Here is a 24,396-nt window from a genome sequence, read left to right as displayed (position 1 = left end):
GAATAACAACACCACATAAATCATAAATTCATATAAATGAAAGTCACCTTTAATATCAACTTCCATACCGTTTGGGGACAGAAGTTATGTGTTGTAGGGTCGATTCCCGAGCTGGGTTCCTGGGAGCCGGCTTTGGCAAAAGAAATGAGTTATAAGGGAGATGGAAACTGGCAGCTGGAGCTGGAAGTGACCTCTCCTGTCAGAGATATAGAATACAGGTATTTCCTGAGTGTAAACGACAGGCAGATATTCGAGGAATGGGAAAAGAACCATCAGGTATTCTTTATCGGCCAGTCCGATCGATATACGTTATATGATTATTGGCAGGTTCGCCCTGCCAATCTGGCCTTTTATTCCTCTGCATTTACTAAAAGCTTGTTCGCCCACCCGTGTAATACGCATGAGCGGGTGGTAAAGAGTGGAAAGAGACTCACGATAAAGATATCTGTCCCGCGTGTCGAAAAGAACCAGCGCGTGGCCATCACCGGCAATCAGGAATGCTTGGGTAACTGGCATCCCGATAAGGCGTTAATATTGAGTTGCGATACCTTCCCTGTCTGGCATATAGACTTGGACGCCAGCAAGATTACCTATCCGTTGGAATATAAGTTCCTGATCTGTGATGATCAGCAGCAGCCTTTATATTGGGAAGAAGATGAAAACCGTGTCCTGAATCTGCCTCCACAAAAGGAGGGGGAGACGGTGATCGTTTCGGGCTTTTATTTTCGTGATAACCTGCCTTTGTGGCGGTGTGCGGGTTCAGTGATCCCGGTCTTTTCCTTACGCTCGGAAAAGAGCTTTGGAGTCGGCGATTTGGGTGATTTGCGCATGTTGGTGGATTGGGCCAAGAAAACGCACCAGCGCATCATCCAGGTGCTCCCGATGAACGACACGACGACGACGCATACCCGTGCTGATTCGTATCCTTATAGCGCCATTTCGATTTATGCTCTTCATCCGATGTATATCAGTTTGCCCGATCTGGGCGTCGAGACGTACGGCCGTGCATCTCGGCTGGCAGATCCGGAAAAGGTGGCTTTTTTCGCTCGGAAGCAGGCCGAATTGAATGGACTGGATGCCGTAGATTATGAACAGGCTGTCCGGTATAAGATAGAATATTGCCGGGAATACTTCAAGCAGGAAGGGAAAACGATCCTGTCCACCCCGGAATATCAGGAGTTCTTCGCACAGAACGAGTCTTGGCTGGTGCCCTATGCCGCCTATTGTTATTTGCGTGACACGTACCGGACTTCCGATTTTACACAGTGGAAGGAAAATTCCGTATTCGACAAGAACAGTATTCGTGAACTTTGTGCCGTGACGAGTGAGGCGTATCCGGAAATATCTTTCTTGTATTTCCTTCAATATATTCTGCATACCCAGTTCAAAGGTGTTTCCGATTATGCCCGCAAAAACGGGATCGTACTGAAAGGCGATCTGCCTATTGGGGTGAACCGTACGAGTGTCGAAGCGTGGATGGAACCGAAATATTTCAATATGAACGGCCAGGCCGGTGCCCCGCCTGACGATTTCTCCGTGAACGGTCAGAACTGGGGGTTCCCGACCTATAATTGGGATACGATGGAGAATGATAATTTCTCTTGGTGGAAGAAGCGTTTCCGCAAGTTGGAAGACTATTTCGATTGCTTCCGTATCGATCATATCTTGGGCTTTTTCCGTATCTGGGAAGTGCCGTTGGATTATGTTCAAGGACTTTGCGGGCATTTTAATCCGGCTTTGCCGCTTACCCCGAACGAGATCGAACAATACGGTTTGAATTTCAACGAAGCTCGCCTGACTACTCCGCATATCAATCGTGAATTCCTGCCCGAACTGTTTGGCGACCTGACGGAAGAAGTGATCGGTACGTTTCTTGCCCAGTCGTCATCGCACCATTTCGTGTTGAAATCTTTCTGTGATACGCAGCGTAAGGTGGAAGCTCTGTTTGCCGGAAAGACGGACAAGGTGTCTCTCCGGATTAAGGAAGGGCTGTTTGCCATAGCTAATGAAGTGCTGTTTTTGCGCGATCCGCGTGAACAGGATAAATTTCATCCGCGCATTTCGGCCAGCCAGTCCTATTTGTATCGCGAGTTGAGCGCCTCTGACCGGTATGCTTTCGATCAGTTGTATTGGAACTTTTTCTATCATCGCCATAATGAGTTCTGGAAGGCGCAAGCCTTTAGTCGCCTGACTCCGTTGGTGGGCAGCACGAATATGCTGGTTTGTGGTGAAGATTTGGGAATGATTCCGGAATCCGTGCCCGATGTGATGAACAAGTTGCAGATATTCAGTCTGGAAATAGAACGCATGCCCAAGACTCCGCAACGCGAGTTTTCGGACCTGCACAACCTGCCCTATCATTCGGTTTGTTCGACATCCACTCACGATATGACGCCGCTTCGTAGTTGGTGGAAAGAAGACCGTGCCAAAATACAGCGCTATTATAACAATGTTCTGGGACGAACCGGTGAAGCACCGGAAGAATGTACGGCGGACTTGGCGACACAGATTGTCTCCAACCATCTGGCTACCTCTTCGATGTTGACTATTATCCCCTTGCAGGACTGGTTCGCAATGGACGATTCCGTCAAGCGGAAAGATTATGAAGCGGAACGCATCAATGTTCCGTCCGATTCAAATCACTACTGGCGCTACAGGATGCACATCACACTGGAGAAGCTGATCGAGGCAGACAGCTTGAATAACAAAATAGCAGAATTGATTAAGAATTCAGGAAGAAAATAGGAGTGGGTGGCATGGAAGTATGTCAAAACGGCCTTGTTCCCGCGTCAGGCGTAGGGGACAAGGCCGTTTTGACATACCTTCGGTCGGATTTTATTTTGACGCGCTTTCTTCTCCTGACATCTTGCAAATTCCATTGAAACGGGCATTCGGTTCGATCTCTAAGGTTTGAGCGAATATATCACCTTTGATGACGGCGGTCGCTTTCAGGACGAGTTTGGCACTGACGCGTATGGAGCCTTCCACTTCTCCCAATATTTCGGCATTTGCTGAAACAATATTTCCTGTGACGTTCCCTTTCGGACCGATCACGATCTTGCCGTTACAGCTAACATCTCCTTCTATCTTTCCATCCAGGCGGAAATCTGTTTCCGTCACGATATCGCCTTTGACGGTCGTGCCGGCAGCGAGGGTATTGTGCAGGCCGCCATTCGTGTTTTCTTCTTTTTGCTTTGTTCCCATCATATCTCGTATTGTTTATTGGAGACGCACGGCCGTACGTCTCTGTATATTGCAAATATAAGACTATTTTTTTGCAGAAAGGTTTACTTTATTTACATTTACAGATAAAATAACGAATTATGACGACAAGGATAGAGCTGGAGGCTATGAGATTCTATGCCTACCACGGCGTAATGCCACAGGAAACGAAGGTTGGGAACAATTTTATTGTGGACCTGACCCTTACGGCTCCGTTGGAACAGGCTGTAAAAAGTGACGAATTGGACGATACGATCAACTATGCCGCTGTCTATGCGGTTGTAAAAGAGCAGATGGATATACCTTCCAAGCTGATCGAGCATGCAGCCGGCCGGATTTTGTATGCCTTGAAAGAACATTTTCCGCAATTGACGGCTATCGAGTTGAAACTCTCCAAGCTGAACCCGCCTTTCGGAGGCGATGTCCGTAGCGCCTCGATTCTTATTGGCGAGACGTTTTAAGTGTTTTGGGGTATTAAATAATTTAAATATAATATTATCATGGAATCATTGTTGCCTTTCTTTCTGTTATGTTTTACCTCGTTTTTTACGCTGACAAATCCGTTAGGGACGATGCCGGTCTTTCTGACCATGACGAACGGCATGGGGGAGGAGCAGCGTCGTGTCATTGTCCGCCGTGCCACAATCGTGTCGTTTCTGACGCTGATGGTTTTCACTTTTTCCGGACAGTTCCTGTTCAAGTTCTTCGGTATTTCGACAAATGGATTCCGTATTGCGGGTGGTATTATCATCTTCACGATCGGTTTCGATATGTTGCAGGCACGCTATTCGAAGGCCAAGTTGAAGGAAGAAGAGGTGAAGACGTATGTGAATGATATTTCCATTACGCCTCTTGCCATCCCGATGCTCTGTGGCCCTGGTGCGATCGCCAATGCCCTGATGCTGATGGACGATGCCGTTACATTGGCAAAGAAGTGCATCTTGATCGGGACGATCGGACTGATCTATTTTATCACTTATCTGATTCTCCGTGCCTCCACTCGTCTGAACCGCTATATGGGCGAGACGGGCAATAACGTCATGATGCGCCTGATGGGATTGATCTTGATGGTAATCGCCGTGGAGTGTTTCGTGAGCGGCTTCAAACCGATCATGATTGACATTTTGCAGCAATCGAACCTGTAACCGCGGGTGGAAAGAAAAAGAGTTATCCTTCCTTTGGTTACAGTTCCGTAAATTTCTTTTTCCCCTGCAAATAGAAAGCAAAGATCAGGCTTTTTTTTCGCAGTTCCGGGATGTCTGGAAGTGTTGTCTTGGCAAGGTTTTCCAAGCGAGTCGGTTCGTAAGACGGTTTTAGTTCATGGAATGCTTTTCGGGCCTCATATACGGCACGGGCATTCGGATAATGGCCGGTCAGCAGGAATTTGGCGGCGGCAATATAGTCCAGCCAGAAACGTACGCGCATCACGTGCTTCAAATCCTTTTCCGGCAAATTTTTATATAGCATCAGCAGATTGTTGCGGAAGTTGAGGAACGTTTTGCGCGGGCTCTCTACGTTCAGTGTCGCGCCTCCTACGTGATACACAACCGATGATGGCGTACAAACCAACCGGTAGCCGCGTGAACGTAACCGCCAGCACAGATCGATTTCCTCCTGGTGGGCAAAGAAACCGGCATCGAGGCCACCGGCTTCCTTATAGATCGATGTACGAATGAACAGGCAGGCGCCTGTGGCCCAAAGCAGGTCGGCTGACGTGTCATATTGTCCGGAGTCTTTCTCTATGACGTGCAGGACGCGTCCGCGACAATACGGATAACCGTATCGGTCCATATATCCTCCTGCTGCTCCGGCATACTCGAAATATTCTTTATTCCGCTGGGCGCGTATTTTGGGCTGGACTCCGGCAATGGTTCTGTCGGCATCCATCGCGGCAACAGGTGGCTCCAACCATCCGGGAGTAACTTCGACATCGCTGTTGAGCAATACCGTGTATTCGTGGCTTATCTGCTTCAAAGCCTGGTTATATCCTTCGGCAAAGCCGTAATTTTTGTCCAGCTGGATGATGCCGACCGTTGGAAATTTCTCTTTCAGCATCTCGATGGAATCGTCCGTGGAGCCATTGTCGGCTACGATTACATCCGCCCATTCGCCGGGCGTATAAGCGACAACGGAAGGCAGGAACTCTTCCATCAGCGCTCGACCGTTCCAGTTCAGGATGACAACGGCAAGACGTTTGTTCGGTTGAGAGTTGAGAGTTGAGAGTTGAAAGTTTTCGTTTGTTTTCATATTGTGTGTGCTCTTTTCTGTGTAATTTAACTTCCCGCTTTCAATTCTCCACTGTCAGTTCTCTTATATTTCCATCTCTTATGTGTCCAAAGCCAACCTGACGGATTGCGCAAGATGCATTTTTCCATCAGGCGGGCATATTGTTCGGTAATCCAGTTTTCGGGAGTCTCTTTGGGAGTCTCGGTCACCAGTTTCATATCTACGGTATAGTAGCCGCGTTTTACCTGCTTCGTGTCGAGGAATATGACAGGCAAATCCAGTTTGCGGGCAAGACGTTCGGGGCCGGTCAGGATGGAGGAGTCCTGGTTCAGGAAGTTCGTCCAGTAGTGCAGGTTATTCCGGCTCGGCGTCTGGTCGGCTATAAAGATCACGACACAGCGGGTTTTGTTTTTCTTCAGAGTGATAACATCGCGCACGGTATCCTGTTTTTTGATTCCGAAGGAACCGAATTTTGTACGTAGGTTGAAGAACAGGCGGTCGAAAGCCTGGTTGCTGAGTGGCCGGTATATTTGGTAGATGCGTGAGTCCTTGAAGCGGGAGGTCGAGCCGGAGAACCATTCCCAATTGCCGTAATGTCCCATCAGAAGGATAAAACAGGTGTGCCCTTTTTCCATTAGTTTGTCTACCAGTTCGGGATTTTTCAGGTAAGCCCGGCGTTGCAATTCTTCGAGGGAGATGTGGGCAAGCTTGATTGTTTCGACCACGTAGTCGGCGAAATGATGGTAGAACTCGCGTTCCAGCTGTCTCAACTCGGTTTCCGATTTATCAGGGAAAGAGGCTTTCATATTTTGCCTGACGACCTTCACTCTGTATCTGACGACCTTATAGATCAGGATGTAGAGGATGTCCGATAAGATATACAACGCCCACATCGGTAAAAAAGCATGAATTTTTACCCAACTGTAGATAAGCGCATATTGTATTTTATTCCACATGATGATGATAATTTATGATTTTAGATTTATGATTTATAATTTATGATTCATGGATGGCACATAAATCATAAATTATAAATCATAAAATATTTAACGCTGTTTTCTCCTCGTTCCAACTGCCTAACGTGACCTGCCGGGTTTCGTTTACCAGCGAACCATCGTAAGGAATCTCCACCTTTATGTAATTTTCGGTGAAACCGTGCATCATGCCTCCTTTGCGTGTTTGTTCAAACAAGACATTTGCTTTCCGGCCGATATGGGCTTCGTAGAAGGCATGGAGCTTGCGGTCGGATATGTCCAGTAATTGTTGGCTACGGGCATGCTTGGTCTTAGGGTCGACGACGTAATCGATCTTGAGAGCCTGTGTACCCGGGCGTTCTGAATAGCTGAACACGTGTAGCTGGCTGATGTCCAAGCTTTCGATAAAGCTGCGGGCATCTTCGAAATAGGCATCCGTTTCACCCCGCGTACCGACGATCACATCGACGCCGATAAAGGCGTGTGGCATGACCTCTTTGATCTTTTCTATCTTATGTCTGAACAGGGCCGTGTCGTAGCGGCGGCGCATCAGCTTCAGCACATCGTCGCTTCCGCTCTGCAACGGGATGTGGAAATGAGGTGCGAAACGTTTGCTGTGTGCCACGAAATCGATCGCCTCGTCCGTGATCAGGTTCGGTTCGATGGAGGAGATGCGGTAACGTACGATCCCTTCCACCTCGTCGAGCGCCCGGATCAGGTCGATGAACGTCTCCCCGGTGCTCTTTCCGAAATCGCCGATGTTGACACCTGTCAGCACGATTTCTTTTCCCCCCTTGGCTGCCACTTCTTCGGCCTGTTTCACCATGCTGGCGATCGTCCCGTTGCGGCTGCGCCCACGGGCAAAGGGAATCGTACAGTAGGAACAGAAATAATCGCATCCGTCCTGCACTTTCAGAAAATGGCGCGTACGGTCGTCTGCCGAACAAGAGGGGGAGAAGGTACGGATGTCTTTCGTCTGGGACGCGATTACGGCACTTCCTTCTTCTTTCTTTTTCAAGTTGTCTAAATACATGAGTATATCCAACTTCTGCTCGGCGCCCAACACGAGGTCGACTCCTTCGATATGGGAAACTTCTTCCGGCTTCAACTGGGCGTAACAACCGGTCACGACGATGAATGCTCCCGGATGTTGCTTGCCGATCCGGCGGATAGCCTGGCGGCATTTCTTGTCGGCAAGCTCTGTCACAGAGCAGGTGTTGACAACGCAAATATCAGCCTTTTCACCCGGACGCGCTTTGCGTACGCCCTGTTCGGCAAGAACTTTCCCTATGGTCGAAGTTTCGGCGAAGTTCAGCTTGCATCCTAAAGTATAGTATGCGGCTATCTTATTCTCAAAAACAGTCTTATCAATCATTATCTTTTAATTATCGCGCAAATTTAACGAAAATGTTTGGACATAATATATTCTTATCGTTTATTGTGGAATCGGTAACCTATTCCTAACATCAAGTTGTTGGGGTCTTTGAATTTGCTCAACTGGTATCCCACGTGCAGGAACAGGTCGCGGGTGACAGATGTCTTCAATGCCAGGATTTGGTACATTCCTTGTGTGTCGGTGCATTTGTGGTAAACATTGTAGCCTATGCCTATGTTGATCGTAAAGATAGGCATGACCAGTTCCCCACGTACGGATAGTCCGATTGCCAATTGTTCCTTGAACGGCGGACGGTAAAAACTGTGTTCGGACTGCTCGTTATATCCGGCTTCATGTTCTTTGATATTGGCACTTTCATCATATTGTACATCGAGCGATGCTCCGGCACGGAAGTATTTGTGGAAGTTGTACATGGGGTTGAAATTAAATCCCAATACGCCGAACGAACCGGGTGCCAAGTAGGCTTCGTCTGGCTTGATCACCCCTTTTCGTTTAGAGGCTCCGTATAAGACGATGTCGTAGCTGATGTGCGGTTTGATGTTCTGGGTGGTCGGCCTGCCGGACATCACCGTTCCGGCATTTTCTCCAAAAGTATGTACCAGGCCTATTCTACCCCCGACGGTGTTGACGCCAGCGTTGGGATATTGTGTGTTTCCGTTGGAGAAATGGCTCAGGTCGATGCCTGCCGTCAGCCGCCATCCCACCGCCATCTGCCAGTTCAGCAAAAATCCCAAATTGATGTAGGCATTGATCTTCGATCCTACGACATAATTGTAAGCGTTGGTTTCCGGATGGTACTTTTCCCATCCGAAGGAAGCTCCGAAGTTCCATTCGTAATCCAGGGACAGGCGAGGGGAAAGCCGGGCTATGCGCGACCCCTGGAATGCATATACCGAAACAGGAGTCCCGATCTCGGCCTTGTCAAAGAAAGAATGATATGAAACGCCGATCCCTTGGTATGTGTGAGGGTATAATTCTCCGTTACGCGATTTTGGATGAAACCGGAATGAGTATTTCAGGTGTGCCGAGACAGACTTACGCAAGGGCTGCCAGGCCGCGTTCTCGCCGGCAAAAAACTCATTGGTGGGGATGAGGTAGACGGGGCGGAAGTCGAGGCCGATCTCGTGAATGAGCGGATGGCGGGACAAGGTGTCGCTCATCCCTGTTTCCTGTGCACATATATGGGTGCATCCCAGTAAACACATTCCGATTATGGATATTTTCAGATTCATGCTATAGCCTGCTTGGTGCAGGGCAAAAGTAGAAATTCAGTGTTAGAACGGCAAGTAAACTTATACCTTTCGCATTTTTTAATTCGTTAGGCGGATCGTTTCCCGTCTGAGGGTTAAACTCTGGCGATCTGTTGTGTATTTGTCGGATAGTCTGTATTTTTGCGCAAATTATAATACAGTGTGCATATGATACAAGAGAATTTTATCAAAATATATGAGGAAAGTTTCAAGAAAAACTGGGAACTGCCTGCCTTGACGGATTACAGTAAAGGGACGACCTTCTCTTTCGCAGATGTAGCCAAAGAGATTGCCCGTATCCACATCATGTTTGAAGAATGCCAGATACGGCGGGGAGATAAGATTGCTCTGATCGGAAAAGACAGTGCCCGTTGGTGTATCGTCTATATGGCCGCTGTGACGTACGGGGCGATTGTCGTGCCTATCCTGCAGGACTTTAGTCCGAATGATGTGCATCATATCATCAACCATTCCGAATCCGTTTTTCTTTTTGTCAGCGACCGTATTTGGGATACGTTGGAAGAGGAAATGATTGAAGACGTGCGTGGTGTGTTTTCGTTGTCCGATTTCCGTTGCCTGCATCAGCGTGATGGCGAAAGCATTCAGAAACTCTTGAAAGGAATGGATGAGAAGATGGCGGAGAAATATCCGGACGGTTTCGGGAAAGATGATATTAAATATGCCGAGTTAGATAATGACAAGGTAGTGGAGATTAACTATACTTCCGGTACGACCGGCTTCAGTAAAGGCGTCATGCTGACAGGAAATAATCTGGCGGGAAATGTGATGTACGGTATCAAGCTTGGTGTTTTGTACAGAGGAGAGCGTGAACTTTGTTTCCTGCCATTGGCGCACGCCTACAGTTGTGCGTTCAATTTCCTGGTGCCGATGGCTGTCGGAGCGCATGTTTACCTGCTGGGCAAGGTGCCTTCTCCCAAAATCTTGTTGAAAGCTTTTGAAGAGGTGAAACCAAATCTGATCCTGACGGTCCCGTTGATTTTGGAAAAGATTTACAAGAAGATGATTCTGCCCCAACTCAGTAAGACAACCATGAAGTTGGCACTAAATATACCGTTGCTGGACTCCCGTATCTATGCACAGATCCGGAAGAAACTGGTCGACTCGTTCGGTGGACGTTTCCGTGAGGTGATCGTGGGAGGAGCTGCTATGAATGAAGAGGTGACAAATTTCCTGTATAAAATCAAATTCCCATTCACGATCGGCTATGGAATGACAGAGTGCGGGCCGTTGATCAGCTATGACCATAATGACGAATATGTACCCGGGTCATGCGGACAAATATTGAAAGGGATCATGAAAGTACGCATAGATTCGGAAGATCCATACGATAAAGTAGGGGAAATTCAGGTGAGCGGCGAAAATGTGATGAAGGGCTACTATAAGAATGAAGAGGCGACATCCAAAGTCTTTACGGAAGACGGCTGGTTACGTACAGGCGATTTGGGAACGATCGATGCCGATAACCGTATCTATATTCGTGGCCGTAGCAAGACGATGATCTTGGGAGCAAGCGGACAGAATATTTATCCGGAAGAGATCGAATCGAAGTTGAACAACTTGCCGTTCGTAATGGAAAGTATCATAATAGAAAAGAATGGTAAGCTGGTAGGGCTTGTTTATCCGGATTACGATACGGTGGATGGTACAGGGGTTTCGCATGAGGATCTTCCGATCATTATGGAACAGAACCGGATCGAACTTAACAAACTTTTAGCTCCTTACGAAGCTGTTTCCGCCTTGCAATTGTATCCGACAGAATTTGAAAAGACGCCAAAAAAGAGTATTAAGCGTTACTTGTATAGTAACTATTAATTAATTTATTCGGTCTGTAAATCAGCTTGTTAATTCTTGAGTGGAAAATATTTTCAAAAAAAGTGCATTATGTTGTACAACATATTTGATTAATATATACATTTGCATCGTTTTAAGACAAGAAGATATTATAGACCGTTTAAATTAAGAAACAAAATGAAAAAGTTAGTTGCATTTGCTGCCGTTATCGCAGCTGTATCATTCGCATCTTGTGGTAACAAATCAGCAGAAAACGCTGAAGTTGCAGAAACTGAAACTGAAGCTACAGTAGAAGAGGTTGTTGCTCCTGCAGAAGAAGCAACGGTTGCTGAAGGTGATTCAACAAATGTTGAAACTCCGGCTGCTGAGACAGAAACTGCTCCTGCTGAATAATTATTCGCGGTAGGTCAGTAAAGAGGATAGTCTGTATGCGTGTAACATACAGACTTTTTTATTTTATATAATCCTGATTCGCAATAGCCAACATACAGATGGTGTTGAATGAAGTTGATGTGTCGCTTGTGATATTTTATTAATGTTCTTTATAGTTGTAAAATAGATTGGTTGGATTTAAATCCCTATATTTGAGACTAAACTTAGATGTATTATGAGAAAAACGATTGAAATATTATTAGTAGGCCTGTTGAGTATATTGTTTGGTTGTAAAGACAATTCTTATGACGAAAAGGATTTGCTTTACGAATCAGTTTCCATTGAATATCGAATAAAAGAGGTTATAGCATTGGAAGATCACATATTTAATGGAATATATGATAATAAAGGTCATAGTTCCCCCATTATGATACACGTACCTATCGAAAGAAACATTGTATATTTTTCGGAGTTCTATTTTTCTCAAAATATTTATAATGTAGAAACTCTGCTTCCTGTTTTTAATGCAAATGGAGAGCTTGTTGGTAATTCTGATTCCAAATATATTTTTGAAAACGGGGTTACTCGGATTTTTACAGATTCGATTGCTTACATACATTCTTTTGAAATACCGGCAAGTTGTGAATACAAGTTGGAATCTTTTAATAGCGGATATCAAATAGTTGCGGACTTTTCGATGAAAATCAAAAACCCTGTCGATGGAAGTTTTTCTGATATATCTGGGAAATGGAATGGGATTATATATACGACAAATAAGTTAATTGTCACAAATGAAAAAAATGACACTATAAGTTTTCAAGAGACTGCGATACGTTACTCTTTATGATCGCAAAACTTCGATAAATAAAAGAACAGGCAAGTGACAGCTATATTTCTCTACAGATGATTCGATGAATGGGCGTGAAGTTCAGGATTATTACAAAAACGGATTCCAACCGGAAAAATAAATTTTTCACCATCATCCGAAAATTATCATTACTGTTGTATATAATGATTTAATTATAAGCTTATTAATAGGTGAACCCAAAGGGTAAAAGAGGCTTCACCTGTTCCGGTTACCTTCATCGGTAAATGAGTCGAGTACGAAAAGCATCATAGAGGACAACTGTCATTCTTTTATCGTCAGGCCATAAAGTCATAGAGCTTTTGACATTGGGCAAAAATGTAAGGATCTATAATGTGAGTTTTAATTCTTTGTATATTAGAATATTAAATCCTTCTGTGATCCCTCTTCAAGGCATAGGCGAAAACAACAGCAAAATAATAAAAAAGGCTGGAGAGAGACATTGTCAACCTAAATCAGGACGAGACACCGGGTGAAACAGGTCTTAAAGGGTGAAGCCAGTTCAGAGGTCTGCCTTCACCCTTTTACGCATTGATTTTCAATATATAGCAAGATGGGTGAAGCCAACTTGCATTCTTGTACATGAAAAGTACAGCGGAGAAAATCTTGCTTTATTCCAATCCCATCAATATCTTCTTCAATACCGTCTGTGCTGAGATTTCGCGGTTGGCAGCTTCGGGGATCACGATGCTTTGGGGACTTTCGATTACGTCGTCCGTTACGATCATGTTGCGGCGGACGGGTAGGCAGTGCATGAAATAGGCATTGTTGGTCAAAGCCATCTTTTCAGTGTCGACAGTCCAGCTGCGATCCATGTTGAGGACCTTACCGTAATTGGGATCTGCATAAGCCGCCCAGTTCTTGGCATAGATGAAGTCCGCGCCTTCGAATGCTTTCTTCTGGTCATATTCCACATGGGCGTTACCAACGAATTTGGGATCCAGTTCGTAGCCTTCCGGATGGGTGATCACGAACTCATAGTCCGTCGCATTCATCCATTCTGCAAAACTGTTCGGGACAGCCTGCGGAAGCGATTTAGGATGCGGTGCCCAAGTCATGACGACTTTCGGGCGGTCTGTCTTCTTATACTCTTCGATCGTGATCAGGTCGGCAAAACTCTGTAGCGGATGGCGGGTAGCCGCTTCCATGCTGAATACCGGACGGCCGGAGTATTGGATGAACTGGTTCAATATCTTTTCGTTATAATCGTCTTCCTTACTTTCGAAACGAGCGAAAGAACGTACGCCGATCACGTCGCAATAGCATCCCATGACCGGAACTGCTTCCAAGAGATGTTCAGGCTTGTCGCCATTCATGATCACACCGCGTTCGGTTTCCAGTTTCCAGGCTCCCTGATTCACGTCGAGCACCATCGTGTTCATGCCTAAGTTCATGGCTGCTTTCTGTGTCGATAGGCGGGTTCGGAGGCTGGAGTTGAAGAATATCATTAATAATGTCTTGTTCTTACCCAGTTCGGTAAACTGGTAACGGTCTTTCTTAATCTCGAAAGCCTCAGTGAGTGCCTGCTTGAGGTCGCCCAAATCCTGTACACAAGTGAAGTTTCTCATATTATGTCTAATTTTTAATTGTTCTGCCTACAAAGATAAATAATGATTTCAGATTTATAGCGGATGATTTGATACTACTTTCGTATTTGCCCGTCTCCTTCGATGATGTACTTGTAGGTCGTCAGTTCCGGTAAAGACATTGGACCGCGGGCATGTAGCTTCTGCGTGCTGATACCTATTTCTGCCCCGAAACCGAATTGTGCCCCATCGGTGAAGGCCGTAGATACATTGGCATAGACACAGGCGGCATCGACCATCTGTTGGAAACGGTGGATGGTTTCCATCGATTCGCTGACGATACTTTCGCTGTGTTTCGAACTGTAGCGGGCGATATGTTGCAGGGCTTCATCCAAAGAGGAGACCGTGCGGATCGCCATTTTGTAGTCTAAGAACTCGGTACCGAAACTGTTTGCCGTAGCTGGCTGAAGCAAGTCGGCGGGATAGCGGCCCGATAGGGCTGCAAAGGCGGGTTTATCGGCATAGATAATGACATTGCTGTCGGATAGTTTGCCACACAAATAAGGCAGATCACCTAACCGGTCACGGTGAACAATCAAGCAGTCCAGAGCATTGCAGACGCTGACGCGGCGTGTCTTGGCATTATTGACGATCTCGCGCCCTTTTTCTTTGTCGCCATCCTTGTCGAAATAGGTGTGGCAGATGCCGGCTCCTGTCTCGATGACCGGCACTCGGGCATGGTTGCGGACGAAATTGATTAGCGAACTACTGCCTCGCGGAATGATAAGGTCCACCAGGCCTACGGCATTCAACAGTTCGGTTGTCGCTTCGCGGTCGGAGGGCAGGAGTGTGCAGACAGCCGGATCGACACCTTGCTCGCTCAGAACGTCGTGGATGATCGCCACTAAGGCACGGTTGGAGCTGTCTGCATCCGAACCTCCCTTCAGTACGCAGGCATTCCCACTCTTGAAACAGAGGGAGAAGACATCGAAGGTGACATTCGGACGTGCTTCGTAGATGACGCCGACCACACCGAAGGGGACAGCCACTTTCCTGATCACCATTCCGTTCGGACGTACTGTTTCGCTTAACAGTCTTCTAAGAGGAGACGGCAGCGAGGCGACGTTTTTCATGTCTTCGGCAATACCGGCAAGACGTTCTTCCGTCAGTTTCAGACGGTCGTATTTCGGATTCATCGGGTCCATGCGCCGCAAGTCTTCGGCATTGGCGGCCAGAACCTCCGTCTGGCGCGACAGCAAAGCCGAAGCTGTGTCTCTAAGGATGTGGTTGATGGTGGCATCGTCCAGTGTGACAAGTTGGCGCGAAGCTGTGAGAGTCTGTTGCAAGAATTCGTTAATCATAGTCGTATGATTGTTGCTATTAATCCAGATATAAATAATCGTAATGTATCAACGGTTTCTTATCCCGGCTGCCGATCAGCTTCCGTGCTTCCGTACTGTCGTAGCTTGAGCATCCGACTCCTAATTGGACACCTTCTTCATTGAAGATCTTGACGATATCGTCTTTTTCGAAGTCACCTGTGATCCGGGTTACGCCGATCAGCAGTATACTGGTTGCCTTAGGACTTGACAACGCTTCTTCGGCTCCCCGGTTGATGTGTATCTCGCCTTTGGCGAAACCTTCGGAGTGGGCGATCCACTTCTTCACGCTGCTGACAGGTTTATTTGACGGGATGAAGCGCGTGCAGACGGTCTGGTTGCCTTTGTCAAGCAGGTCTGCCAGGATATTCTCCTTCTTGCCGTTGGCGATAATAACCGTGATGCCTTCGTCTGCAACCTTCTGTGCAATGCTGCATTTGGTCAGCATACCGCCACGGCCGAATGACGATTTGCTGGTCTGTACATATTCTGACAGGTCTTCCTTGCCTCCGTCTATTTCTCGGATAATTGTTGAGGACGGGTCGGAAGGATTGCCGTTATATATGCCATCAATATTGCTGAGGATAATCAAAGCATTCATTCCCATCATGGTGGCGATAAGTCCGGAAAGCTCGTCGTTGTCCGTAAACATCAATTCAGTAACCGATATCGTATCGTTTTCGTTCACGATGGGAATCACTTTGTTTTCGAGCATTACCTCCATGCAGTGTTTCTGGTTGAGGTAATGCGTACGGCTACCGAAGTTTTCCTTCGTGGTGAGCACCTGGCCGCAAGTCATGCCATGTTCCCGGAACAGTTCGTAATAACGGTTGATTAGCTTGGCTTGCCCGACTGCCGAGTACAACTGGCGGGCAGAAACGGAGTCCAGCTTTTTGCCCACCTTTATCTCGCTGCGTCCCGAAGCGACCGCCCCGGAAGAGATAAGGACGACCTCTACTCCTTTGCGGTGTAGTTCGGCCACCTGATCCACTAAGGCAGACATCCGGGTAATATCCAACGTGCCGTCCTTGCGGGTGAGCACGTTGCTTCCTATCTTGACCGCAATGCGGTTGAATTGACAATTATTTTGCGGGTCTCTTTTCATTGTCAATTGTTCTGATTTCGACCCGGCGTATCTTGCCACTGATTGTCTTGGGCAGTTCGTCTACGAACTCGACGACACGCGGGTATTTGTATGGGGCTGTTACCTTTTTGACGTGGTCCTGCAGTTCCTTGATCAGAGCGTCTCCGGCTTTATCCTTGTAGTCTTTCGCCAGAACGATAGTGGCTTTTACCACTTGTCCGCGAATTTCGTCGGGAACACCTGTGATTGCGCATTCGACAACCGCCGGATGTGTCATCAGGGCGCTTTCCACTTCGAACGGGCCGATGCGGTAGCCGGAGCTCTTGATCACATCGTCGGCACGGCCTACGAACCAGAAATAACCATCCTCATCACGCCAAGCGACATCGCCCGTGTAATACAGTCCGTCGTGCCATGCTTCGCGTGTACGTTCGGCATCTCGGTAATATTCCTTGAAGAGACCGAGCGGTTTTCCGTTTGTCGTGTGGATCACGATCTGCCCCTGTTCGCCATCTTCAGCATGGGTTCCATCCGGGCGCAACAAATCTACGTCGTATTGAGGATTGGGAACGCCCATCGAACCGGGTTTTGGTTCCATCCACGGGAAAGTGGCGATGGTCAAGGTCGTTTCCGTTTGCCCGAAACCTTCCATCAACTTGATGCCTGTCAGTTTGTAGAACGTGTCGAACACGGCTGGATTCAAGGCTTCGCCGGCAATAGTACAGTATTGGAGGGACGACAGGTCGTATTTCGTCAGGTCTTCACGTATCAGGAAACGGAAGATCGTAGGAGGTGCGCACAAAGATGTGATACGGTAGTCTTGTATCATTTGCAACATATCGGCCGGTGTGAATTTCTCGTGGTCATACACGAATACGGTTGCACCGGCAATCCACTGTCCGTAGAGTTTTCCCCATACGGCTTTTCCCCAGCCGGTATCGGCAATAGTCAAATGGAGGCTGTCTTTATGCAGGTTATGCCAGAAACTTCCTGTCACGATATGACCCAGCGGATAGGTAAAATCGTGTGCCACCATCTTCGGGTTTCCTGTTGTGCCGGAAGTAAAGTACATCAGTGAGATGTCGTCGTTGCTATTCGGATGTTCCGGGCGTACGAACGGAGCCACGCTTTTGAGGCCTTTATGGAAATCATCGAATCCTTCGGGTATTTCGGGACCTACAGAAACAAGGCTCTTAATTGAGGGTGAATCAGGCAAAGAGTCGATGACGTGTTGGGTGATCACTTTCTCACCAGCACAGACGATCATCTTGATATCGGCGGCATTTGCCCGGTAGACGATATCTTTCTTTGTAAGCAGGTGAGTTGCCGGAATCACCACTGCTCCTAATTTGTGCAATGCGATGATCGAAAACCAGAATTCATAACGGCGTTTCAATATTAACATGACCATGTCGCCATGGCCGATTCCCAAAGACTGGAAATAAGCAGCCGTCTGATCTGTATATTTCTTCAGGTCGGCAAAGGTGAAGTCGATATGTTCCCCTTGGTCGTTTGTCCAACACAGTGCAATCTTATCGGGTTCTTCTTTCGCCCATGCATCTACTACGTCATATCCGAAGTTGAAGTTCTCCGGGACTTTTATCTTGAAATTCTTTATAAAATCTTCCTGCGACTCAAAGGTCGTTTTGTCTATGAATCTTTCTAACATGACTGAATTAATTTATAGAATGATAGCCAGAAAACTGACCTTTTCTCCGTCGAGCGCCTTCATTCCATGTGGCAGTTCGGAGTTGAAATAGATACTGTCGCCTTCTTCCAGTATCACTTCTTTGTTGTTGATCTGTAACAGCATGCGGCCTTTCAGTACTATATTATACTCTTGTCCGGGATGCGAGTTCAGATAAATCGGTGTTTCATCAGGAGTCGGATGGACGGTAACCATGAACGGATCTGCTTTCCGGCCGACAAAACCGGCAGCAAGCGATTGGTATTTGTAGGCTTTGGTCCGTTCCACGGCAATGCCTTTCCCCCTGCGGGTGATGAAATAGCTGCTCATCTTGGGTTCGTTGCCAAACATCAGTGTCGTCAGTTCTACGCCATAAGCTTGCGAAATCTGATGCAATATACTTACTGAAATATCTACAGTGCCACTCTCCAACTTTATATACTGTTCGGGCGTCAGGTTACAGACCCCGGCCATTTCTTCGGGTGAGATTTCCAATGCATCCCGAAGTCCGGCCAAACGCTCCGCAATTTGTTTTATCTGTTCGTTCATTTCCGTTGATTATTATATTTATGTTGCTCCAAAGATAAGAATAAAAAGCAAAATGTTTAAGGAAAGAGGAATATAATGTGATTTAGTTGTTTTCTGCAGCTTGAATTGTTGATGATGAACGAGAATATCCTAATCATTTGATTTAACTTTCATTTAATAGACCTGTCTGTTATTTAAAAAAAATATTGATTATGTTTACAGCGCAGAAATAGTTATTCTTTGAACACTTAATAACAATACTACTATGGACAATGCAATTTTTAGTTTCCCCAAACCAATTAATGAGCCGGTAAAAGCATATGCTCCCGGTTCAAGTGAAAAATCATCCTTGAAAAAGGCTCTTGCGCAACTCTCATCAGAAGAATGGGATATTCCACTGGTTATCGGAGGCAAAGAAATCCGTACCGGTAATACCGGCAAAGTCGTGATGCCGCATGACCATCATCATGTATTGGCTACTTACCATAAGGCAGGAGAGAAAGAAGTACAGATGGCTATCGATGCAGCCATGAAGGCGCATAAGGAATGGTCCGAACTTCCATGGGTGGAACGTGCTTCCGTTATGTTGCGTGTAGCAGAATTGCTTTCTACTAAATATCGTTATATATTGAATGCTTCCGTCATGCTGGGGCAAAGTAAGAATCCGTTCCAGGCAGAAATCGATGCTCCGTGCGAGTTGATTGATTTTCTGCGTTTCAGCACCTTCTATGCCAGCCAGGTGTATGCAGACCAGCCTTATTCGGAGACAGGTATCCTGAACCGGATGGAATACCGTGCTTTGGAAGGTTTCGTGTTCTCGCTCACGCCGTTCAACTTTACTTCTATAGCCTCTAATTTGAATATGGCGCCTGCTATGATGGGAAATGTGGCAGTCTGGAAACCGTCGACAACGGCTATCCACTCTAACTATTTCCTGATGAAGGTATTCCAGGAAGCCGGTTTGCCCGACGGTGTTGTCAACTTTATTCCGGGACAGGGGAGTGTGATCGGCAAAGTCGTAACGGCCAGCCGTGATTTGGGCGGTTTCCATTTCACTGGTTCCACATCCACATTTAATACCCTTTGGCGCCAGATTGGTGAAAACTTGGGCCATTATAAATCTTATCCGAAAATTGTCGGTGAGACAGGCGGTAAGAACTTTATCTTCGTTCATCCTTCTGCTCCGGCTTTGGATGTCGCAACAGCTATCGTACGTGGTGCGTTTGAGTACCAAGGACAGAAATGTTCGGCTGGTTCACGTGCCTATATTCCGGCTTCACTCTGGAAAGAAGTGAAGGACTACGTCGGCGATATGTTGAAAGAAATCAAAATGGGAGATGTCCGGGACTTCACGAATTTTATCAATGCGGTGATTGATGAAACTTCATTCGACAACATCATGAGTTATATCAATTATGCAAAACAATCTTCTGATGCGGAAATCATTTTCGGTGGAAACGGGGATAAGTCCGTAGGTTACTTTGTTGAACCGACTGTCATCCGGACTACGGATCCGATGTTCAAAAGCATGGTGGAGGAAATTTTCGGCCCGGTTATCACGGTCTATGTATATGATGATCATAAATATGAAGAAACACTCGAACTTTGCGACCGTACATCTCCGTATGGTTTGACCGGCTCTATTTTTGCACGTGATCGTTATGCGATCGATATGGCATTCAATAAATTGCGTTATGCAGCGGGCAACTTCTATATCAATGACAAACCGACTGGTGCCGTTATTGCCCAGCAACCGTTTGGCGGCTCGCGTGCTTCGGGTACGAACGATAAGGCGGGAGGACCGTTGAACTTGATTCGTTGGACAAATGCCCGTTGTATCAAAGAAACATTGGTTCCGCCGACAAGCTATGGTTATCCGTTTCTTGGAGAAGTGTAATTCTAATTTCAAATGCCATGTTAGATTTTAATAATACCGAAATCGCTTTCTCTGCCAAATCGCAGTCTGAGTTGAAAAATGCTTATTTGCTGTTCAACACAATCAAGTATCCGTGGCTGGTGAAATGTGCCAGTGTAGCAAGTAATATCGCATTGAATATCCATTTTCCGTTGGGGTGGGCGGTTAAACCGACTTTATATAAACAATTTGTCGGTGGTGAAACTTTGCAGGACTGTACAAAGGCGATCGACCATCTGAGGAAGTTCAATGTACACTCCACCCTGGACTATTCAGCCGAAGGAGAGCAAACGCCCGAAGGAATACAGGCTACTTTTGAAGAAACCATGCGTTCGATCGATTTTGCAAAGGGAAATGATAATCTGGCTTATGCCGTATTCAAGCCTTCCACTATCATAGCGGACGAACTTCTTGCTAAAGCTTCCGAAAAACATGAGGAACTGACCATCGAAGAAGTAAAAGCCTATCGTGAGTTCAGGGAACGTTTTATGGCTTTTTGCCAGCGTGCCTATGACAATGACGTGCGTCTGATTGTGGATGCTGAAGACTATTGTTTTCAAGATGCCCTCGACGCATTGACTGATGAGGCGATGCGCAGGTATAACAAAAAACGTGCGATTGTATTTGCAACCTTGCAGATGTATCGTCACGACCGTATGCCGTATTTGCGCCGTATATTGGATGATGCGAAAGAAAAAGGATATATTGCCGGTGTGAAATTCGTACGTGGAGCTTATATGGAAGCCGAGCGTGCCAGGGCGGCCGCTTTGGGATATCCCGATCCGATCTGTAAGGATAAACAGGTAACGGACGAAAACTTTGACGAAGCTGTCCGCTTCACAATGGATCATCTCGACTATTTCGAAATGTTTATGGGGACGCATAATGAGGAGAGCAACTATAAATTAGCCCGGCTGATAGATGAAAAAGGCTTGAAGCGTGATGACTCCCGTATCTTCTTCGCCCAACTGTTGGGAATGAGTGACAATATCTCTTTCAACCTGGCACATGAAGGCTATAATGTAACCAAATATGTACCGTATGCGAGAGTACGGGATGTTTTACCATATCTGATCCGCCGTGCTGAAGAAAACACTTCGGTTGCCGGACAAACCAGTCGTGAACTTCGTATGCTGAAAGCAGAACTGGACAGAAGGAAGAGGTAAATAATTGACAACCGGTAATGGACAATTGACAATTATTCAAAGGTTCTCCCTTCCTCATTGTCAATTGTCCGTTATTTCTTATTTGCTAGCCTTCAACCCCCGGATGACGGAAGATGTGAAACCGGAGAGTTCCATTTCGTTCAATCCCTTGATCGTGATGCCTCCCGGCGTTGTTACCTTATCGATTTCCATTTCAGGATTACTTTTGTTTTCCAGCAAGAGGTCGACAGCCCCTTTCACCGTATGAACTACGATTTCCTGTGCTTGCTTCGGGTAAAAACCTAATTCGACGCCGCCTTCGATGGCTGCCCGGATATAGCGCAGGGCGAATGCAATTCCGCTGGAAGCCAAAGCTGTTCCGGCAGACATCAAGCGTTCGTCGACCAACATGGCATTTCCTAATTCGTTGAAAATATTAACGATCAACTCTGTTTGCTCCTTGGACGCATTACGGGCCGCAACAAAAGTCATGCTGCTAAGCACTTCGATTGCCGTATTCGGCATGATACGGAAGATAGTTGGAGTTGCCAGGCAATCGTCGAACTCCGTGTTTATGGTCAGATAGGTGTTTAAAAGATCGAATGTGATCCCTGCGGCAACAGAAACTATTATCTGTTTGTCATAGTTGAGCACACCTTTGATCTGGTCGATAATTTCCTCTACGCGCCAGGGTTTTACGGCAATGACGATGATGTCGGCACCTTTGACCGCTTCTACATTGTCCAACGAGAGAACGAAATCTGGATTTGTATTCCTCATCTTTTCCAGAGTCGCATCTGATTGTGCCGTGCAAGTGATATCAGAAGCTTTGAACATATGACCTTTTGCCAATCCTCGTGCTATGGCACCGCCGATATTTCCGGAGCCGATAATTGTAATCTTCATGTTTTCTTATGTTACAAGTTATTATGTCCGGCAAAGATACAGCTTAAATTCTCCATTGCTCATTGTTCATTGTCTATTTAATCGTATCTTTGCCTTTCAAAATTAATCTAATAACATAATATAAACAGATTTACATGAAAAAGACAATTATTGCGGTTGGTATGCTGTTCGCTATGACGATGTCAGCAACAATCCATGCACAGGAGTCAGAGAAAAAAGAAAATGAAGAAGGGTTTGTTTTTACGACAGTAAAGGAGAATCCGATCACTTCGATTAAGAACCAAAATCGTGCCGGAACTTGTTGGTGCTATTCGACAATGGCTTTTCTGGAATCGGAATTGCTTCGTATGGGAAAGGGTGAATATGATTTGTCCGAAATGTATACGGTTTACAACACTTATCTGGATCGTGCGGATGCAGCTGTGCGTACTCACGGTGACGTGTCCTTTTCACAAGGGGGTTCTTTTTATGACGTGATTTACGGAATGGAGGCTTTCGGGTTGGTTCCGGAAGAAGAAATGCGTCCGGGTGTGATGTATGGCGATACATTGAGCAACCATACCGAACTGTCCGCTCTTACAGATGCAATGGTGGCCGCTGTTGCCAAAGGCAAACTGCGTAAATTGCAGTCAGATGAGAATAACGCCATGTTGTGGAAAAAAGCGGTTGCTGCCGTTCATGAGATTTATTTAGGCAAGGCTCCTGAAAAATTCACATACAAAGGTAAAGAATATACTCCGCAGTCTTTCTATAAGTCTACAGGTTTGAATTCTTCCGACTATGTATCCCTGACTTCTTACACTCATCGTCCGTTCTATACTCAATTCCCGATCGAAGTCCAGGATAACTGGCGTCATGGATTGTCTTACAACTTGCCTATCGACGAGTTGATGGAAGTGTTTGACAATGCTATCAATACCGGCTATACAATTGCCTGGGGTTCTGACGTGAGTGAATCCGGTTTTACCCGTGATGGTGTAGCCGTTATGCCTGACGATGACAAGGTGCAGGAACTGAGTGGTTCCGATATGGCTCATTGGTTGAAAATGAAACCAGAAGAAAAGAAACTGAATACAAAGCCTCAACCGCAGAAGTGGTGCACACAGGAAGAACGTCAGTTGGCTTATGACAACTATGAAACGACAGATGACCACGGTATGCAGATCTATGGTATTGCTAAAGACCAGGAAGGTAACGAATACTATATGGTAAAGAACTCTTGGGGTACTTCCAATAAGTATGAAGGTATCTGGTACGCATCCAAAGCATTCGTCCGTTACAAAACCATGAACATCGTTGTTCACAAAGATGCGCTTCCTAAAGCAATCAAAGCTAAGTTGGGAATCAAATAAATTGGCAATTAAAAGAAGACTGGTTAATTATCAAATATCTCAAATATCAAAAAGAGGCCTCCGATAGAAATCGGGGTGCCTCTTTTCTATTTATACAAAGATGTGCTGTGAAGAGGTATCTATTATTGTACGAGTTTTAGCGTATAATTAAGGTCGGAGGCGGCTTTTTGTAATTCTTGGTTCAACATGGTCAGGCTATCGCCTTCTGCCTGGAAATAAAAGACCATGCTGCCGTCACTTGGAATCAGTTCATATACGACTGCGCTTGCATCGGCTGGAGTTCCTTTTTTCACCAGGCGTTTACCGGTCGAAGTAAATGTCTGATCTTTGCCGTCTTTGGCTTCCAAATAAGTGGCGTCCAGTTCATAGACACCATCGTTACTATCTTGCTGATAGAACAAAGTCAGGTTGTAAACGATACCGGGTCCATCGGCAGCCGGAATAGTCCCCTTATATTTTTTCTGTACGACCGCACCCTTTTCCGGATTCAATTTCAGGGAGTCGCGCATATTGATCGGTTTCGCCGGTTTTGCCTTTACAACCGGTAACTCCGGTAAAGAGGACGCTTCGGGAGCTGCTTCGGCGACGGCTATACTTTCTTCTTCAACTAACACGGGAGCGTCTTTTGCTGCTTTTCCGTTACATGCAGCCAAAAATGCCAGTGCTGCTACTGCGATAAAATACTTTTTCATTTTGTACTTTTTATTTAGAGATTTAGTGACTTTTGGAGATATAACAAAAGACCCCCTGCATTTTG

21 protein-coding genes are annotated in these 24,396 nt (G+C 46.2%); 9 read left to right on the top strand and 12 right to left on the bottom strand.

All coding sequences use genetic code 11. The features are described from left to right. Positions 1-36 precede the first annotated feature (36 nt). The gene (locus BQ9893_RS11250; RefSeq protein WP_075966149.1) at positions 37-2,745 is read left to right on the top strand and encodes a 4-alpha-glucanotransferase; all 2,709 of its coding nucleotides are present in this window, start codon (positions 37-39) and stop codon (positions 2,743-2,745) included. A 90-nt stretch (positions 2,746-2,835) separates the two neighbouring features. On the opposite strand, the gene BQ9893_RS11245 is transcribed toward BQ9893_RS11250, so the two are convergent. After that, positions 2,836-3,207, bottom strand: coding sequence for a bactofilin family protein (locus tag BQ9893_RS11245; protein WP_075966148.1), 372 nt, complete (start codon positions 3,205-3,207; stop codon positions 2,836-2,838). Positions 3,208-3,323: 116 nt separating this feature from the next. On the opposite strand from BQ9893_RS11245, the gene folB reads away from it, so the two are divergent. Further along, complete coding sequence (gene folB / locus BQ9893_RS11240) at positions 3,324-3,683, top strand: dihydroneopterin aldolase (protein ID WP_075966147.1); 360 nt, start codon at positions 3,324-3,326, stop codon at positions 3,681-3,683. Positions 3,684-3,722: 39 nt separating this feature from the next. After that, positions 3,723-4,367 (top strand): MarC family protein, encoded by a 645-nt coding sequence (locus tag BQ9893_RS11235; protein ID WP_075966146.1) that lies wholly within the window; start codon positions 3,723-3,725, stop codon positions 4,365-4,367. Between the two features lie 37 nt (positions 4,368-4,404). Here BQ9893_RS11235 and BQ9893_RS11230 read toward each other — a convergent pair whose 3' ends face one another. The 4 genes from BQ9893_RS11230 to BQ9893_RS11215 all read right to left on the bottom strand — a co-directional run bounded on the left by BQ9893_RS11230 (position 4,405) and on the right by BQ9893_RS11215 (position 9,050). Next, positions 4,405-5,469 (bottom strand): glycosyltransferase family 2 protein, encoded by a 1,065-nt coding sequence (locus BQ9893_RS11230; protein ID WP_075966145.1) that lies wholly within the window; start codon positions 5,467-5,469, stop codon positions 4,405-4,407. 26 nt (positions 5,470-5,495) lie between these two features. After that, positions 5,496-6,404 (bottom strand): lysophospholipid acyltransferase family protein, encoded by a 909-nt coding sequence (locus BQ9893_RS11225; protein ID WP_075966144.1) that lies wholly within the window; start codon positions 6,402-6,404, stop codon positions 5,496-5,498. 79 nt (positions 6,405-6,483) lie between these two features. Then, positions 6,484-7,797: a tRNA (N(6)-L-threonylcarbamoyladenosine(37)-C(2))-methylthiotransferase MtaB gene (gene mtaB, locus BQ9893_RS11220; RefSeq protein WP_075966143.1), complete on the bottom strand. Its 1,314-nt coding sequence runs from the start codon at positions 7,795-7,797 to the stop codon at positions 6,484-6,486. A 53-nt stretch (positions 7,798-7,850) separates the two neighbouring features. Further along, the gene (locus BQ9893_RS11215; protein WP_075966142.1) at positions 7,851-9,050 is read right to left on the bottom strand and encodes an acyloxyacyl hydrolase; all 1,200 of its coding nucleotides are present in this window, start codon (positions 9,048-9,050) and stop codon (positions 7,851-7,853) included. A 186-nt stretch (positions 9,051-9,236) separates the two neighbouring features. Here BQ9893_RS11215 and BQ9893_RS11210 point away from each other — a divergent pair, with 186 nt between their 5' ends. The 3 genes from BQ9893_RS11210 to BQ9893_RS11200 all read left to right on the top strand — a co-directional run bounded on the left by BQ9893_RS11210 (position 9,237) and on the right by BQ9893_RS11200 (position 12,099). After that, positions 9,237-10,901, top strand: coding sequence for an AMP-binding protein (locus tag BQ9893_RS11210; protein ID WP_075966141.1), 1,665 nt, complete (start codon positions 9,237-9,239; stop codon positions 10,899-10,901). A 156-nt stretch (positions 10,902-11,057) separates the two neighbouring features. Further along, entirely contained in the window at positions 11,058-11,273 is a 216-nt protein-coding gene (locus BQ9893_RS11205) for a hypothetical protein (protein ID WP_075966140.1), read from the top strand. A 214-nt stretch (positions 11,274-11,487) separates the two neighbouring features. Further along, a complete protein-coding gene (locus BQ9893_RS11200; RefSeq protein ID WP_139322603.1) occupies positions 11,488-12,099 on the top strand; it encodes a hypothetical protein in 612 nt (203 codons plus the stop codon). A gap of 629 nt (positions 12,100-12,728) precedes the next feature. Here BQ9893_RS11200 and BQ9893_RS11195 read toward each other — a convergent pair. From BQ9893_RS11195 to BQ9893_RS11175, 5 genes are all read right to left on the bottom strand, one after another. After that, entirely contained in the window at positions 12,729-13,685 is a 957-nt protein-coding gene (locus BQ9893_RS11195; protein ID WP_075966138.1) for a Rossmann-fold NAD(P)-binding domain-containing protein, read from the bottom strand. Positions 13,686-13,759: 74 nt separating this feature from the next. Continuing rightward, complete coding sequence (locus BQ9893_RS11190; RefSeq protein WP_075966137.1) at positions 13,760-15,004, bottom strand: glutamate-5-semialdehyde dehydrogenase; 1,245 nt, start codon at positions 15,002-15,004, stop codon at positions 13,760-13,762. A gap of 19 nt (positions 15,005-15,023) precedes the next feature. Then, positions 15,024-16,127, bottom strand: coding sequence for a glutamate 5-kinase (proB, locus tag BQ9893_RS11185; protein ID WP_075966136.1), 1,104 nt, complete (start codon positions 16,125-16,127; stop codon positions 15,024-15,026). Next, positions 16,105-17,775, bottom strand: a complete 1,671-nt coding sequence (locus BQ9893_RS11180) for an AMP-binding protein (protein WP_075966135.1) — start codon at positions 17,773-17,775, stop codon at positions 16,105-16,107. The genes proB and BQ9893_RS11180 overlap by 23 nt, the downstream gene beginning before the upstream one ends. A gap of 12 nt (positions 17,776-17,787) precedes the next feature. Continuing rightward, the gene (locus tag BQ9893_RS11175; RefSeq protein WP_075966134.1) at positions 17,788-18,342 is read right to left on the bottom strand and encodes a helix-turn-helix domain-containing protein; all 555 of its coding nucleotides are present in this window, start codon (positions 18,340-18,342) and stop codon (positions 17,788-17,790) included. 244 nt (positions 18,343-18,586) lie between these two features. On the opposite strand from BQ9893_RS11175, the gene pruA reads away from it, so the two are divergent. After that, positions 18,587-20,218 carry an L-glutamate gamma-semialdehyde dehydrogenase gene (gene pruA / locus BQ9893_RS11170; protein WP_075966133.1) on the top strand — a complete coding sequence of 544 codons (1,632 nt, stop codon included), beginning with the start codon at positions 18,587-18,589 and terminating at the stop codon, positions 20,216-20,218. A 17-nt stretch (positions 20,219-20,235) separates the two neighbouring features. Further along, positions 20,236-21,402, top strand: coding sequence for a proline dehydrogenase family protein (locus BQ9893_RS11165; RefSeq protein ID WP_075966132.1), 1,167 nt, complete (start codon positions 20,236-20,238; stop codon positions 21,400-21,402). A gap of 78 nt (positions 21,403-21,480) precedes the next feature. Here the strand turns inward: BQ9893_RS11165 and proC are convergent, their stop codons facing one another. After that, the gene (proC, locus tag BQ9893_RS11160) at positions 21,481-22,287 is read right to left on the bottom strand and encodes a pyrroline-5-carboxylate reductase (protein WP_075966131.1); all 807 of its coding nucleotides are present in this window, start codon (positions 22,285-22,287) and stop codon (positions 21,481-21,483) included. 134 nt (positions 22,288-22,421) lie between these two features. Here proC and BQ9893_RS11155 point away from each other — a divergent pair, with 134 nt between their 5' ends. Further along, positions 22,422-23,639: a C1 family peptidase gene (locus tag BQ9893_RS11155; RefSeq protein WP_075966130.1), complete on the top strand. Its 1,218-nt coding sequence runs from the start codon at positions 22,422-22,424 to the stop codon at positions 23,637-23,639. 122 nt (positions 23,640-23,761) lie between these two features. Here the strand turns inward: BQ9893_RS11155 and BQ9893_RS11150 are convergent, their stop codons facing one another. Next, the gene (locus BQ9893_RS11150; protein WP_075966129.1) at positions 23,762-24,331 is read right to left on the bottom strand and encodes a copper resistance protein NlpE; all 570 of its coding nucleotides are present in this window, start codon (positions 24,329-24,331) and stop codon (positions 23,762-23,764) included. Positions 24,332-24,396: the final 65 nt, after the last annotated feature.

This window comes from Parabacteroides massiliensis (genome assembly GCF_900155425.1).
Taxonomy (GTDB): domain Bacteria; phylum Bacteroidota; class Bacteroidia; order Bacteroidales; family Tannerellaceae; genus Parabacteroides; species Parabacteroides massiliensis.
This window is presented reverse-complemented; position numbering and strand designations above follow the sequence as displayed.